We start from the raw sequence: 13,308 nt of genomic DNA on the forward strand, positions 1-13,308 counted from the left end.
CGATGACGATGGCGCAAGCCGGCCGCGCGAACTGTCAGCCGACGGACCCATCACAGGAATTCGCGGCGGTAAAGGTCGATGAGCTGGCCGTAATCGGGGCCGATGTTGGCGACGTAGACCTCGTCGAAACCGGCCTCGCGGTAAGCCTTGATCTGGGCGGCGTGCCCGGCCGCATCCGGTCCGCAGACGATCGAGTCCTTGATCATATCCGGCGTGACCAGCGAGGATGCCTGCTCGAAGTGGCGCGGCGACGGCAGCACCTGGGAGAGCTCGCCGGGCACGCCGGAGTTCGCCCACAGCCGGTGCGCGGTCTCGACGCCCTGCTGCTCGCTCGGCGCCCAGCAACCCTTGAAACCGCCCTGGACCGGTTTGTCGCCGCCGCCCGCCTCGCGGAACTGCTTGACCAGGTCACCGTCCGGCATGACGGAGATGTACCCGTCACCGATCCGGGCCGCGACCTCGATCGCCTTCGGGCCGAACGCCGAGACGTAAACCTTCGGCGGGGTCTCCGGCCGGGTGTAGATGCGCGCCTGGTCCACCTCGTAATGCGCGCCCCGGCGGCTGACGAACTCGCCCTTCCACAGCTCGCGCATCACCTCGACGGCCTCCTCGAGCATCTCCAGGCGTTCCTCGGCGACCGGCCAGCGCATGCCGGTGATGTGCTCGTTGAGGGCCTCGCCGCTGCCGACGCCGAGCACAAAACGGCCCTCGTGCATCACCGCGCTGGTCGCCGCGGCCTGCGCCACGACCGCCGGGTGGATGCGGACGGTCGGGCACGTCACCGCCGTGGTGATCGGGATCGTGACGACCTGGCTGAGCGCGCCGATGATCGACCAGACGAACGGGCTCTGGCCCTGCTCGTCGTTCCACGGGTGGTAGTGGTCGGAGATCCACAGGCCCTGGAAGCCGGCGTCCTGGGCCAGCTTCGCCTGCTCGATGAGCTGGGCCGGGGTGTATTCCTCACAGGACAGGAAGTATCCGATTCGCATGCCCGACCCGATACCCCCTTGGCGATCACCGAATCGTGTCGCGCTCCTCCGGAGGAACCCATTCCAAGGACTCCGGCTCGTCGAGGTCCGGCTCCTCGCCGTCGTCGAGCAGGCCGAACGCGTACGGGAAGAACTGGAACTGATACCGCCGGACGGGGTGCGGCTCAGCCGTCGCGAGCTCGTCGATGACGTTCAGCAGCCGCTCGCGCTGTTCGGCGGAGAGGCTGGTGATCACCTCGGCGTTGCCCTCCAGCAGCTTCACCGCGGTGTCCGGGTCCAGGTCCTCGTCGTCGCAGGAGTCCAGCCACCAGCTCAGGTCGGTGAAAAGCCCGGCGGCGGCCGGCAGTGTCACCGCGTCCAGCGGCAGGACGGCCCCGTGAAACAACGCCAGCGCGTCCGAGTCCACCTGCGGGTAGTCGGCGTCGTGCTCGCCGGCCAGCCAGTCCAGCACATCGAGGACGTGCTGGTGCAGCAGCCGCGCGAGCTCGGTGTCGTCGTCGGTCGTCACGACGCGAATGCTAGTCAGTAACCGGGACGGCAGCGCTCGCCCCTTGCCCGCGGCGCAAGGGCGTGCGACAGCAGCACCATGGGTAGTCCCGCGCCGGTCCGCGGGGTGAGCCGCTCAGCACCCCGCGTACTGCGGGGTGCGAGAAAGACTGGTCGCGGATCGCAGGTGGGATTTGCCGCTTGCCGGGGCAAGAATGTCGAAATGGCGGGGATCAACTGCACGGTCGACCAGCTCGGCACCAGGACAGTGGTGCGGATCGAGGGTGACCTGTGCCCGAGGGCACTGCCGCGGGTCCGGGCCACGCTGCTGAAGTGCCTGGTGGAGCGGCCCGACGCGGTGGTCGTCGACCTGGCGCGGACGACAGTGCCGGAGCCGGTGGCGCTGACGGTGTTCGGGGCGGTGGCCCGCGAAGCGGCGATGTGGCCGGGGACTCCGCTGCTGCTCAGTACGCCCAGCGACGAGGTGGCGGGCTGGTTCGCGAGCGGGCGGTTCGGCCGCTTGCCGGTCTTCGCGACCACCGAGGAAGCCCTCGAGATGGAGGCGCGGGCCCCGCTGCCGTGGCTGGCCGACAGCCTGCTGCCGGTCGCCGGGGCGGCGGCGCACGCCCGGCGGCTGGCGGTGGAGGCCTGCGAGCGGTGGAGCCTCGGACACCTGACGGATCCGGCGCGGATCGTGGCCGGCGAGCTGGTGACGAACGCCGTGCTGCACGCTCAGACGCTCATCGACCTGCGCATCTCCCTCGGGAGACGGTATCTGCTGATCGCGGTGCGGGACGGGTCTTACGAGATTCCGCGTACGCCGGATGTGTCGCTGTTCAACTTGGACGCGCCGCGTGGGTTGTTCCTGGTCGGGCAGTTCGCGCAGCGGTGGGGAACGGTCCCGGCCGAGGGCGGCAAAGTCGTCTGGGCCAGCCTGCGCCGCTGACCGGCCGGAAACCGCGCCGGGTTGAGGCGGCGCGCAGGTGGCTGAGGCCGGCGGGGACGCGTTACCGGGCCGGGGTGGAGCGGCGGATCGTGGTGTGGAACAGGCTGAGCAGCCCCGCCGTGGCCAGCACCCCGTGAACCACCCCGCGGGCGTTGACCACCTGATAGGCCCGTCCGTGATACAGCGCCGCGGCGCGGCCCTCGAGCAGCGCCCGGATTCCGGCGGCGGCGAGGAACGGCACGCGTTCCAGGTCGATGATCACGACGGCGACGCCGGGCTGGGCGGCCGCGTTGCCGATGATCTGGGCCAGCGCGTCGCTCACCTCGTCGTCGATCTCGCCGCTGACGGCCAGGCGGATGGAGCCGGCGCCCTCGTCGTGCTTGCTCACCGAGAACGAGCTGTCCATATCCCCTCCGCCGTTCGTGTCAGGTGCGCCTGCGGGAGGTTCACCAGCCGGACTTGTCACCATAACCGTGACGGGCCGCGCCCGCTCGGAGTCGGCGTTTCGGCTGATTGTGACGGGGAATGCGATGAGTATGCCGATCCTCAACCGTCTGGAAGAAGCCCGAAGCCTCGACAGCGTCAGCGACCGCATCCAGTCCGCGGTGACCGCCGCGGTCCGCCCGCAGCGGCTGCGTGATCTGTTGCACGGCACCTGGCTCGGCCATCCGTTGCACCCGGTGCTGGTGCAGGTGCCGGTCGGCGCGTTCGTCTGCTCCGCGATCCTCGATCTGCTGCCGGGTTCCAAGAAGGCCGCGACCACGCTGGTCACGGTCGGGGTCGCCGGTGCGGTGCCGGCGGTCGCGGCCGGCTGGGTGGACTGGTCGCAACTGACCCGGGACCGCCGCCGGGTGGGCCTGGTGCACGCCGGCGCGAACGCGGTGGCCGTCGGCCTGTACACGGCTTCGCTGCTGGCCAGGCTGGGCGGCAGGCATGCCCGTGGGCGGGCGCTGGGATACGCCGGGCTGACCGTTGCGGGGCTCGGCGCCTACCTGGGCGGGCACCTCGCGTACGCGCAGGGCGCCGGGATGAATCAGGCGTCGCCGGACACCGGGCGGCTGCCGGAGGAGTGGACCGAGGTGTGCTCCCTGGCCTCGGTCCCGGAACGGCGTACCGTCGTGCGGCTCGTCGGCGACGTGCCGGTGCTGCTCTACCGGATCGCCGATCAGGTGTCCGCGCTGGTCGAGCGCTGCAGTCACGAGACCGGCCCGCTGGGCGAGGGCGATGTGGTCGGCGAAGGCTGGGACGCGTGCGTGGTGTGCCCGTGGCACGGCAGCACGTTCCGGCTCAGTGACGGCGCCGTGGTGCACGGCCCGGCCGCGAACAACCAGCCTGTCATCCCGGTTCGGGTGCGGGAGGGCCGCATCGAGCTGCGCCAGCCCTGAGCCCGTCCAACTCTGAGCCCGTCCAACTCTGAGCCCGTCCAACTCTGAGCCCGTCCGATCCCGAGGAGGTTCTGTCGTGCCCGCACGTGAGGACATGCCGTCCACGCTGAAGCGATCCCCCCGCAAGGCGCAGGAGACGTACGCGAAGACGCACGATTCCGCCGTGGAGCAGTACGGCGAGGGTGAGCGCGCTCACCGCACCGCGTTCTCCGCTGTGAAGCACTCGTTCGAGAAGGTCGGCGACCACTGGGAGCCGAAGGAGAAGAAGGGCCCGAGCGACGCGAAGGCCGCCGGCGGACGCGACACGAAGGCGGAGACGGCCGGTGGTGTGGACGCCAACGCGAGCAAGGCGCACCTGATGGACCTCGCGAAGCGCCTGGACGTCAGAGGCCGCTCGCGGATGACCAAGAGCGAGCTGGTCGACGCGATCCAGAAGGCCAACGCCAGGAGCACGAGGAAGGCGCGCAGCTGAACCGGGATCTGATCGTGGTCGGCGCCTCGGTGTTCAACCTCGACATCGGCCTGCCGTTCGACCAGATCCGCCTAGTCGTCCGCCAGTCCACGGCGGGGAGACCGACGCCCCCGTGCTCCGGCTGGACGCGGTGAACCGGCGGGGACGGCCGATCGCCGTCCGGGTCGAGTGCAGCCCGCTGCTGGACGTCGCCGGCGGGCCGGCCGGGAGCACAGTGGTCATGCAGGCGTTGAGCGGCACCGAGTAGTTTGACCCCCTTGGGTGCGGGCATCCGAAGGTCCGGCTGATACGGAGGGCGGCGACACCGATGGCAGCTGCGCTGAGCTGGACCACTGGGGAGCGGGACGGCTGCATGATCGTCACCGTTCAGGGCCGGTTGGAGCTGAGCGGCACGCCCCGGCTGCAAGGCGTCCTCCAGAAGTGCCTGGCCGAGCAGCCGGCGGCGCTGCTGGCGGACCTGTCGGAGATGTCGCTGGGTGAGGAGACCGCGCTGTCGGTGTTCACCACGATCCATCACCAGTCGGCGATCTGGCCCGGCACGCCGGTGCTGGTCTGTGCGCCCCGGGGCGAGGTGGCCGACCTGCTCTCCCGGCATCGCTACGGCACCCTGCAGGTGCGCGCCGGCGTGGAGGAGGCGGTCGGCGAGGTGACGCGGAACGAGGTGGTGGTGCAGATGATCACCGATCAGCTGCTCCCGGTGACCGGCGCTGCCCGGCACGCCCGCGATCTGGCCACCGAGGCCTGTCTGCGGTGGAGCCTGCCCGACCTGATCGGGCCGGTGAGCGTGATCGTCACCGAGCTGGTCACGAATGCTGTCGAGCACGCCAGCACCATGATCACGCTCACCCTGACCCGGCGGAACCGGTACCTGCACCTCGCGGTCCGGGACGGCTCGGATCGCCCGCCCGAGCCGCGCCTGCCGGAGGGCGACGACGCCGACCGTGGCCGCGGTCTGCTGCTGGTGGACAGCCTCGCGGTCGACTGGGGCTGGCTGCCGACCCGCGACGGCAAGGTGGTCTGGGCGACCCTAGCCCTGTAGGACCGCGCGCAGCCCGGAGATTTCCAGGACCCTCATCACGTACGGCTGGACGCCGGTCACCAGCATCCGCACGTCCCGCCCGCGGGCCACCGCGTGGACCGCACCGAGCATCGCGATCCCGGCCGCGCTGAGCAGCGGGACACCGGACAGGTCGACCACCAGGCGTCGCCCGTGACCGCAGCTTCCGGCGGCGGTGACGAGCTCACGACGTACCACATGGGCATTGTCCCGCTCGATCTCGCCGTGCACCCTGGCGTGGACCCCGTCGGGCCCGGACGTGACCAGCACCCGGTGCTCGGGGCCGCCGGCGCCGGTCCAGGGCGGCGTGGTGTCCGACAGCATCGCCTCACGCAGCCAGGCCAGCGCCCGGGTGAGCAGGCGCGACACGTGCATCTGGGAGATCCCGAGCTCGTCGGCGATCTCCACCTGGCTCAGGTTGCCCCAGAAGCGCAGGGCCAGCAGCCGCCGCTCGCGGGGCGGCAGCTCGCAGAGCAGGGTCTCCACCGTCGCCCGGTCGTCGACCAGGCTCAGGTCGCCGTCCACGTCACCGAGCAGGTCGCCCAGCTCGCTGCCGTTCGTGCCCTCGCCGAGCGGCGAGTTCAGCGACTCGGTGCTGTGCGCGGCCGCTGACGTCTGGGTGCCGAGCACCTCCGACTCCCCGATCCCGAGCCGTCGCGCCAGCTCGGTGACGGTCGGCGTGCGGGCCAGCTCACTGGTCAGGGCGGCCCTGGCGTGCACGAACTCGAGGACCCGGTCCTGCTGGCCGCGGGGCACGTGCACGCCCCAGGTGTGGTCCCGGAAGTGACGCTTGATCTCCCCGGTGATGGTGAGGATCGCGTACGCCGTGAAGGATCCTCGCTCCGGGTCGTAGCGGTCGACCGTCTTCACCAGGCCCAGCCGGGCGACCTGCTCCAGGTCGTCGGTGGGCTCGCCACGCCCCCGGTAACGCCGGGCCAGGCGCCCAGCGAAGGGCAGCGCCTGCCGCACGAACGCCTCGCGCAGCCGGCGTCGTCTCGCGGCGTCGGCACCGTCGCACGCCCGGGCGTACTGGTCGGCGAGCACGTCAAGATCCTCGAACGGCTCCAGCTGATCGGTCTCCCGCATGCTCTGACCCCCTCCGAAACACACGATGCTTACTCCGTGCCCTCGCTTGCCCTACCGCAAACATCGGACTTCGCAACCGCGGCGGTTGCGGTCCGGTAGTGCGTGCCGTTTCCGGCGAAGCGGCTCCGGACCCCTGTCGAAGAGTCTCGCAGCGCCGAGGGACGGCGCTGCTGCTTTTCCAGGGGGTATCGCCGCTTTGGCACCGATGTTCGCACCGTTGAGGGAGCGCAACTACCGGCTCTGGGCCGCCGCCGACCTCGTGTCGACGGCCGGCACCTGGATGCAGGTGCTCGGACTGAACTGGCTGATCCTCTCCGACACCGGCTCGGCCGCCACCATGGGTCTGGTCGTCATGCTCCAGGCGCTGCCGGTGCTGGTGCTCGGCACCTGGGGCGGCGCGCTCGCCGACCGGCTGCCGGCCCGCCCGCTGCTGATCGCCAGCCAGGCCGTCCGCGCGCTGCTCGCCCTCGCCCTGGTCGCCCACGGCGGCCACGCGCTGATCTTCGCGGTGGCGCTGGCCTCCGGCGTGATCAGCTCGTTCGAGGGCCCGGCGCTGGGGCGCTTCGGGTCCGCGCTGGTCCCGCCGTCAGCGCTGGGCTCGGCGCTCGCGCTCGGCTCGGTGCTCAGCTCGGCCGGCCGGATCGGCGGCATGGCCTTGGGCGGCGTCCTGGTCGGCATCACCGGCCCGGCCGTGCTCTTCGTGATCAACGCGGTGTCGTACCTCGCGGTCATCGGCGCGCTTGCCGCGATGCGGCTCAGCGAGCTGCGCGACCTGCCCGTCGCCGCCGCGGGGGAGCGCGGCGTGCTCTCCGGCCTGCGCTACATCGCCCGGCAGCCGATCGTTCTGATCGTGCTCGCGCTCTCGTTCGTGCTCGGCTCGCTCGGCCGCAACTACCAGGTCAGCATGGCCTCGATGGTGGCCGGCCCGCTGCACGGGGGCTCCGGCGCGTACGGCCTGCTCTCCACCGTCTTCGCGGTCGGCGCCGTGCTCGGCGGCCTGCTGCTCGCCGGCACCGGCAAGTCGACCCTGCGCGTGCTGCTGGGCACCGGCGTGACGATCAGCCTCCTGCAGCTCGGCGCGGGCCTGGCGCCGAACGTGACCTCGTTCGCCGCGCTGATCCTGCCGATCGCGGCCGGCGCCGTCGTCTTCGACACGGTGGTCTCCACCCGCATCCAGCTGGACACCCGCGAGGAGATGCGCGGGCGGGTGCTGGCCGCGGTCGGCATCGTGTCGTCGCTGTCGGGCATGGTGGGCGCGCCCGCCGTCGGCTGGCTGTGCGACACCGTCGGGCCGCGCGGCGCGCTGCTGCTGGGCGGCGCGATCACCACCGTCGCGGCGGTGGCCGGGGCGGTCGCGATCGCCCGGGTCCAGGGGCGCAAGGTGCACCTGCCGCACCCCGAGAACCTGCACCTGCCGCACCTGCCGCACCTGCCGCACCTCCAGCACCTTCCGCACTCGGAGCCGCGCCTCGCGGCCGAGCAGATGGCCTGATCCACGTTTCTCCCACCGAAGGCCCGGCGCCTCCCGCGCCGGGCCTTCGCCGTTGCGGGGCGGTCCCCCGGTAGCGGGACCTTCCTCCCGGGTATGGACTGATTCGCCGGTATCCGGGTATGCGCGGCCCCATGTCAGTGATCAACAGGCCGGCGCCGGCCGTCGTCGAGACCGACGAAGTGACAGTGGTGGTCGCCACCCGCAATCGGCCCGACCGTCTCCGCGAGACCGTCCCGCACCACCGCGCCCCGACGATCATCGTCGACAACGGCTCCGACGAGCCCCTCGACGTCCCGGGCGCGCACGACGCGGACCTCGCGGACGAGGAAGACACCGGCTTGCCGGCCGGGGTGGTCCCGAGCCCCGTGGTGGCGGAGAGTGCCGGATCGCAGCGCCGGGTCGACGTGGTCCGGCTCGAGGAGAACATCGGCGCGGCGGCCCGCAACACCGGGGTCCTGTGGGCGCGCACTCCCTTCGTCGCGTTCGCTGACGACGACTCGTACTGGGAAGCGGGATCCCTGGCCCGGGCAGTGGAGATCCTTCGCTCCCACCCGAAGGCCGCCCTGCTCACCGGCCGGGTGCTGATCGGCCCGGAGGCCCGCCCGGACCCGGTCTCGGACTACATGGCCACCGCCCCGATCGGCACACCACCCGGCGCGGCCGGCCCGTCGGTGCTGGGCTTCCTCTCCTGCGCGGTCGTCGTCCGCCGGGAGGCCTTCCTCAAGGCGGGCGGATTCCTCCCGCAACTCTTCGTGTACGGCGAGGAGGCGCTCCTCGCGATGGACCTCGCCGCCGCGGGGCACGAGCTGTCGTACGTCCCCGAGCTGACCGTGCGTCACTTCCCCGAACCCGCCGGCCGCGACAACCGGGCCCGCGCCCGCCGCGAGGCCCGCAACCGCGCCCTGACCGCCGTGCTGCGCCGCCCGCCCGCGGTCATCGCCCGGGTCCTGTCCGAGGTCGGCCGCACCTGCCCGGCCGCGCTCGCCGACCTCGCGTCGGACCTGCCCTGGGCACTGCGCAACCGCCGCCCGCTTCCCGCCGCGATCGAGTCGCACCTGCGCCGCCTGGAGAGCTGATCTGGTTCTCCTCGCCCGGGGCCGAGGCGGGAACGCCATAGACGATCTTTACTGTTATGGTCCCTTCGCCAAATGGGGGAGGGAGACCTTTGACATCTCGCACGCGACTCTGGACGGCCGCGACCGCTGCCGTCCTCGTCGTTCCAGCTCTGACCGTGGCGGCCACGCCGGGCGCCGCGCAGGCCGCCTGCACGACGCCGATCACGATTCCGACCAGCGGCATCACGCCGCGCGCCGACCAGACGACGGTGGTGACCGGGAACACCGGCACCGTGTCGGACACCGCTGACACCGGCATCGCCTGGGCGCCTCGCGCGTTCGGGGCGGACGTCGTGAGCGCTGACGGCAACCTGTCCAGGCAGATCACCGTGGCGTACACGCGGACGCTCGACGTCTCGAACGCCCCCGACCCCTCCGACGGGGGCGCCCGGGTCTCGTCCGACTCCGGCGCCACCTTCACCACGGCGCCGTCGACGGTGCCCGCGTGGAAGCTCAGCGAGGTCGGCCAGCTGCTCGACGGGCGGCTCCTCGGTGCGCAGTTCATCATCAACGGCGCGCTCGACCGCACGACCGTGCCCGGTCAGGTCACCATGCCGCTGATCCTCTCGCTCTCCGCGGACAAGGGCCGGAACTGGACGTCGGTGAACGCCCAGACGGTCTTCACCGACGCGCAGATCCCGTCGAACCAGCCGAACCCGAACGTCAACTCGATCCGGGGTGTCCGCGCGGCCGGGCGTCCGATCCAGATGACCGACGGCACCATCGTGATCCCGGTCTACTTCGCCATGGCGTTGACGGCGACCACCAACATCACGTTCGCTGCGGTGCTGACCGCCAAGCCCGGTTTCACCGCCGCGGGCGCCGTCGACACCTCCGCCCGGTGGCAGTTCACGATGCGCCCGGTGACCTCGAACCCGACGCTGAGCTTCGACGAGACCGCGGTGATCGAGCGCCAGGACGGCGCCCTGCTCGCGGTGACGCGCCGCGAGACCGCTCCGACGCCGACCCTGTCGTACCGGGTCTCCACCAACGCCGGCGCCACCTGGAGCGCGAGTACCGCGTTGTCCTTCGCCGACCAGCCCGGTTGCGCCGTCAGCGGCGTCTACCCGCAGCTGGCGATGCTGCCCACCGGTCAGCTCGTGCTCGGCAGCGGCCGGCCGGACAACTGGCTGGCGATCTCCACCGACGCCTCCGGCACCAGCTGGACGCAGGAGCAGCAGACCTACTGGAACGCCCCGACCAACGGCGGCCAGTGGTGGTACGGATCGTCCGGCTACACCGCGCTGGTGCCGACCGGCGGGACCCGGCTGCTGCAGTTCGCCGACAACTGCCAGGCGCCGAACGGGACCAACGGGGTGAACGGCTGCGCGTCGAACCTGAACTTCGAGAAGGGCCGCGCGTACAAGATCGTCGACAAGCAGGTGGCCGTCCTGCCCCCGGGCCTCGGCAAGATCGACCTGCTCGGCAAGCTCAAGCACGGCACGGTCACCCTGTCCACCGACCTGACCGGGGTGCCGCCGGCCGGAGCGGTCACGCCGCCGACGCCGTACGGCAGCGGCCCGTCCGCGGCCGACGCGACGAGCACTCCCTACTGGTCGACCGCGCAGGGCGCCGTCGACGGCAGCACCGCGTTCTGGTCGGGCGCGCTGTCGAGCAACACCGCCGGCACCGGCACGTACGAGCTGAAGCTCGACCGGTCCTACCACCTGACCAAGATCGGTCTGGCGCTGCTGCCGGGCGCGGCGGCCAAGGCCCACGTGGACATCTCGGCCGACGGCACGACCTGGACCCCGGCCCCGCTGACCGGGGCGGCCGGTTCCGGTCTGATCGAGACGTCCGGTGACCGGGCCCTGCGCTACTACGGGCTCGACGCGACCGCTCGCTACCTGCGCATCCAGACGGACGCGTCGAGCTGCGCCGCTGTCGGCGGCCCGGCACAGTGCAGCATGATCAACGAGCTGGAGCTGTACTCCACGGTCAACTCGTTCGAGAACGAGTTCGCCATCCCGCGCGGCCTTGCCGACCTGGCCTGCACCCGGATGACCTCGGTCTGGGCCAACGGCGACCCGGGCCACGACAGCGGCAACGGCATCCGCCTGGTCGACGGCACGAACGCCACCTTCTGCGATGGCGACAGCACGCTGGGCAAGTTCTCCTACCCCGGGCCCGGGGTGAGCCTGGCGGCCGCCTCGACCCGGACCCTCCAGGCGAGCGTCTACCCGGTGTCGATCACCAACGGCCTGCTGTTCGACATCAACGGCGTGCGCAGCAGCGACGGCGCGACCGGCTCGGTCTACCACCTGGGCATCGTCAACGGCGGGCGCTGGGCGGCCTACACCAAGGCCGGCGGCTGGGTCGGCCTGGGCGGTGCCGAGGTGCCGCTCAGCAGCTGGACGACCTTCCAGGTGGTGGCGACCACGACCGGCGCCACCCTCTACACCGTGGACTCCGCCGGGCAGCGCACGCTGATCGGCACGATCCCCGAGGTCGACGGCGTCGGCGTCAGGTCCATCACCGGGTTCTCCGCCGCCAGCGGCAGCACCGCCGGCATCGGTGACCAGGCCGTCTACGACGACATCAGTTTCGAGTGACCTTCTAAGGTCAAGATCCTGCTGGCGTACGGCCACGGCATCGTCCCGCGATCCACGATCGCGGGACGATGCCGTTCGTGGCAATGCCTGCGTGAGTGGCGATGCCTGCCCTGAAGCGGACAGAACCTGCCCTGAAGTGGACAGATCCCGCCCTCCCAAAGGGGGGCCACCTCCACTGGCGTCAAGTGTGGTGCAGAACGGGAAGATCAGGTCGGCTGCCTGTGGACGAGCCGACAATGTGGATAACTCCGGAGCGGCCTTTCACCAGCCCGCGGGCGGCGCCTCCACGTGCACGGCCTTCACCGCTGTCAGCTCGTCCAGCAGCTCGGGGCCGTACCCGAAGCCCTGCCCGCTGAGACGGCGCGGATGCGCGGCACCTCCCGGCGCCCCGCCGAAGACCGCGTTGATCTTCACGGTGCCGACCGGCAACGTCCGCCACGCCTGCTGCGCGTTGCCCATCGACGGCGTCAGCACGGTCGCCGCGAGCCCGTAGTCGGATGCCGCGGCCCGGTCCAGCCCGTCGGCGAACGTGGGCACCACCGCGACGGGCGCGACCGGCCCGAACGTCTCCTCCCGCATCACCGTCATCCGGTCGGTACAGCCGCTGAGGACGGTCGGCGGGTAGAACGCGCCCGGCCCCTCCGGGACGGTCCCGCCGCGCAGGGCGGTCGCGCCGTCCTTGACGGCCTGCTGCACCTGCTCGTCCACGGTGTCGCGCAACCGCCGGTCGACGAGCGGCCCGATCCGCGGCTGCCAGGCGTCGGCCTCGGCGACGAGCGCGTCGAGGAAGGCCTCGGCCACGGACTCGACCACGTAGATGCGTTCGACGGCGACGCAGATCTGCCCCGAGTTGGCGAACGACCCGAGCGCCGCCTGCCCGGCCGCCCACGCCGGGTCGACTCCGGCGTCGACCAGCAGCGGGTCCTTGCCGCCGTTCTCCAGCAGCGCTTTCGCGCCGGTCCGGGCGCAGGCCGCCGCGATCGCGCGGCCGGTCGCGGTGGAGCCGACGTGGGCCACGACGTCGACCGCCGCGTTGCTGAGGGCGGCACCGGTGGCCCCGTCGCCGTTGACCAGGTTGAGGACGCCGTCGGGGAAGTGCGGGGCGATCAGCGTCACGAGGTGGTGCCCGGTGGCGGGGGTGCGCTCGCTGGGCTTGTGCACGACCGTGTTGCCGGTGACGAGGGCCGCGCCGAGCAGCCCGCAGGCCACGGCGACCGGATCGTTCCACGGGGTGATCACCGCGACCACACCGCGCGGCCCGTACGCCATCAGGTCGATCGCCTCGTCGTTGCCGGCGAGCGCCCGCCCGCGGTGGACCGGCCCGAGTTCCGCGTACTGCCGCAGCGTGCCGACCCCGGCCAGCACGGAGTCGCGGGCGTCGGCGACGGGCTTGCCCATCTCGGCCGAGATGAGCCGCGCCAGTTCGTCGGCGCCGGCGGCGACCGCGTCGGCCGCCGCGTGCAGCGCGGCGCCCCGGGCGGCCGGCGCGGTGCGGGCCCAGTCCGGTGCGGCGGACCGCGCGGCGGCCACGGCCTCTTGGACATCCGTTTCGTCGGAGACGGCGACCCGGGTGACCGGGGAGCCGTCGCTGGGACTGATGACGATCAATTCGCGACCGGAGCCGCCGAGCCGCCGGGAACCGGCGATGAGTTGGCTGACCTCATACATGGCAGCTCGGATGCCCCTCCTTCACCTGCGCAAACGTAAAAGCACTTCGACCGTCGAAGT

At 71.8% G+C, this 13,308-nt stretch carries 13 protein-coding genes; 8 read left to right on the forward strand and 5 right to left on the reverse strand.

Annotated elements, in window-relative coordinates; all coding sequences use genetic code 11:
- Window positions 1-50: 50 nt before the first annotated feature.
- The gene (locus tag Acy02nite_RS37235; RefSeq protein ID WP_203752303.1) at window positions 51-989 is read right to left on the reverse strand and encodes an LLM class F420-dependent oxidoreductase; all 939 of its coding nucleotides are present in this window, start codon (window positions 987-989) and stop codon (window positions 51-53) included.
- Between the two features lie 25 nt (window positions 990-1,014).
- Complete coding sequence (locus Acy02nite_RS37240; RefSeq protein ID WP_203752305.1) at window positions 1,015-1,497, reverse strand: hypothetical protein; 483 nt, start codon at window positions 1,495-1,497, stop codon at window positions 1,015-1,017.
- A gap of 201 nt (window positions 1,498-1,698) precedes the next feature.
- Between Acy02nite_RS37240 and Acy02nite_RS37245 the strand changes: the two genes are divergently transcribed.
- Window positions 1,699-2,421: an ATP-binding protein gene (locus Acy02nite_RS37245; RefSeq protein WP_203752307.1), complete on the forward strand. Its 723-nt coding sequence runs from the start codon at window positions 1,699-1,701 to the stop codon at window positions 2,419-2,421.
- Between the two features lie 61 nt (window positions 2,422-2,482).
- Here the strand turns inward: Acy02nite_RS37245 and Acy02nite_RS37250 are convergent, their stop codons facing one another.
- Entirely contained in the window at window positions 2,483-2,827 is a 345-nt protein-coding gene (locus Acy02nite_RS37250) for an STAS domain-containing protein (protein ID WP_203752310.1), read from the reverse strand.
- 124 nt (window positions 2,828-2,951) lie between these two features.
- On the opposite strand from Acy02nite_RS37250, the gene Acy02nite_RS37255 reads away from it, so the two are divergent.
- The 4 genes from Acy02nite_RS37255 (at window position 2,952) to Acy02nite_RS37265 (ending at window position 5,317) form a co-directional block, all read left to right on the forward strand.
- Window positions 2,952-3,806, forward strand: coding sequence for a Rieske (2Fe-2S) protein (locus Acy02nite_RS37255; protein WP_425548265.1), 855 nt, complete (start codon window positions 2,952-2,954; stop codon window positions 3,804-3,806).
- A gap of 76 nt (window positions 3,807-3,882) precedes the next feature.
- Complete coding sequence (locus tag Acy02nite_RS37260; protein ID WP_203752313.1) at window positions 3,883-4,278, forward strand: ChaB family protein; 396 nt, start codon at window positions 3,883-3,885, stop codon at window positions 4,276-4,278.
- 112 nt (window positions 4,279-4,390) lie between these two features.
- Window positions 4,391-4,525 carry a hypothetical protein gene (locus Acy02nite_RS47335; RefSeq protein ID WP_264653382.1) on the forward strand — a complete coding sequence of 45 codons (135 nt, stop codon included), beginning with the start codon at window positions 4,391-4,393 and terminating at the stop codon, window positions 4,523-4,525.
- Window positions 4,526-4,585: 60 nt separating this feature from the next.
- Window positions 4,586-5,317, forward strand: a complete 732-nt coding sequence (locus Acy02nite_RS37265; protein ID WP_239175543.1) for an ATP-binding protein — start codon at window positions 4,586-4,588, stop codon at window positions 5,315-5,317.
- Here Acy02nite_RS37265 and Acy02nite_RS37270 read toward each other — a convergent pair.
- Complete coding sequence (locus tag Acy02nite_RS37270) at window positions 5,306-6,421, reverse strand: sigma-70 family RNA polymerase sigma factor (protein WP_203752317.1); 1,116 nt, start codon at window positions 6,419-6,421, stop codon at window positions 5,306-5,308. The genes Acy02nite_RS37265 and Acy02nite_RS37270 overlap by 12 nt on opposite strands.
- 217 nt (window positions 6,422-6,638) lie before the next feature.
- On the opposite strand from Acy02nite_RS37270, the gene Acy02nite_RS37275 reads away from it, so the two are divergent.
- The 3 genes from Acy02nite_RS37275 to Acy02nite_RS37285 all read left to right on the forward strand — a co-directional run bounded on the left by Acy02nite_RS37275 (window position 6,639) and on the right by Acy02nite_RS37285 (window position 11,580).
- Window positions 6,639-7,913 carry an MFS transporter gene (locus tag Acy02nite_RS37275; protein WP_239175544.1) on the forward strand — a complete coding sequence of 425 codons (1,275 nt, stop codon included), beginning with the start codon at window positions 6,639-6,641 and terminating at the stop codon, window positions 7,911-7,913.
- Window positions 7,914-8,044: 131 nt separating this feature from the next.
- Complete coding sequence (locus tag Acy02nite_RS37280; RefSeq protein ID WP_203752319.1) at window positions 8,045-8,989, forward strand: glycosyltransferase family 2 protein; 945 nt, start codon at window positions 8,045-8,047, stop codon at window positions 8,987-8,989.
- A gap of 89 nt (window positions 8,990-9,078) precedes the next feature.
- Window positions 9,079-11,580 carry a sialidase family protein gene (locus Acy02nite_RS37285; protein WP_203752321.1) on the forward strand — a complete coding sequence of 834 codons (2,502 nt, stop codon included), beginning with the start codon at window positions 9,079-9,081 and terminating at the stop codon, window positions 11,578-11,580.
- 261 nt (window positions 11,581-11,841) lie between these two features.
- Here the strand turns inward: Acy02nite_RS37285 and Acy02nite_RS37290 are convergent, their stop codons facing one another.
- On the reverse strand, window positions 11,842-13,248 hold the full coding sequence (locus Acy02nite_RS37290) for an aldehyde dehydrogenase family protein (RefSeq protein ID WP_203752323.1): 1,407 nt from the start codon (window positions 13,246-13,248) through the stop codon (window positions 11,842-11,844).
- Window positions 13,249-13,308 lie beyond the last annotated feature (60 nt).

The sequence above is a fragment of the Actinoplanes cyaneus genome, from assembly GCF_016862095.1.
Lineage (GTDB): Bacteria > Actinomycetota > Actinomycetes > Mycobacteriales > Micromonosporaceae > Actinoplanes > Actinoplanes cyaneus.

Excerpts from the sequence above, each read along its gene's own strand:
- Acy02nite_RS37235 (WP_203752303.1), bottom strand. The coding sequence starts at position 989 with ATGCGAATCGGATACTTCCTGTCCTGTGAGGAATACACCCCGGCCCAG.
- Acy02nite_RS37245 (WP_203752307.1), top strand. The coding sequence starts at position 1,699 with ATGGCGGGGATCAACTGCACGGTCGACCAGCTCGGCACCAGGACAGTG.
- Acy02nite_RS37250 (WP_203752310.1), bottom strand. The coding sequence starts at position 2,827 with ATGGACAGCTCGTTCTCGGTGAGCAAGCACGACGAGGGCGCCGGCTCC.
- Acy02nite_RS37255 (WP_425548265.1), top strand. The coding sequence starts at position 2,952 with ATGAGTATGCCGATCCTCAACCGTCTGGAAGAAGCCCGAAGCCTCGAC.
- Acy02nite_RS37265 (WP_239175543.1), top strand. The coding sequence starts at position 4,586 with ATGGCAGCTGCGCTGAGCTGGACCACTGGGGAGCGGGACGGCTGCATG.
- Acy02nite_RS37270 (WP_203752317.1), bottom strand. The coding sequence starts at position 6,421 with ATGCGGGAGACCGATCAGCTGGAGCCGTTCGAGGATCTTGACGTGCTC.
- Acy02nite_RS37280 (WP_203752319.1), top strand. The coding sequence starts at position 8,045 with ATGTCAGTGATCAACAGGCCGGCGCCGGCCGTCGTCGAGACCGACGAA.
- Acy02nite_RS37290 (WP_203752323.1), bottom strand. The coding sequence starts at position 13,248 with ATGTATGAGGTCAGCCAACTCATCGCCGGTTCCCGGCGGCTCGGCGGC.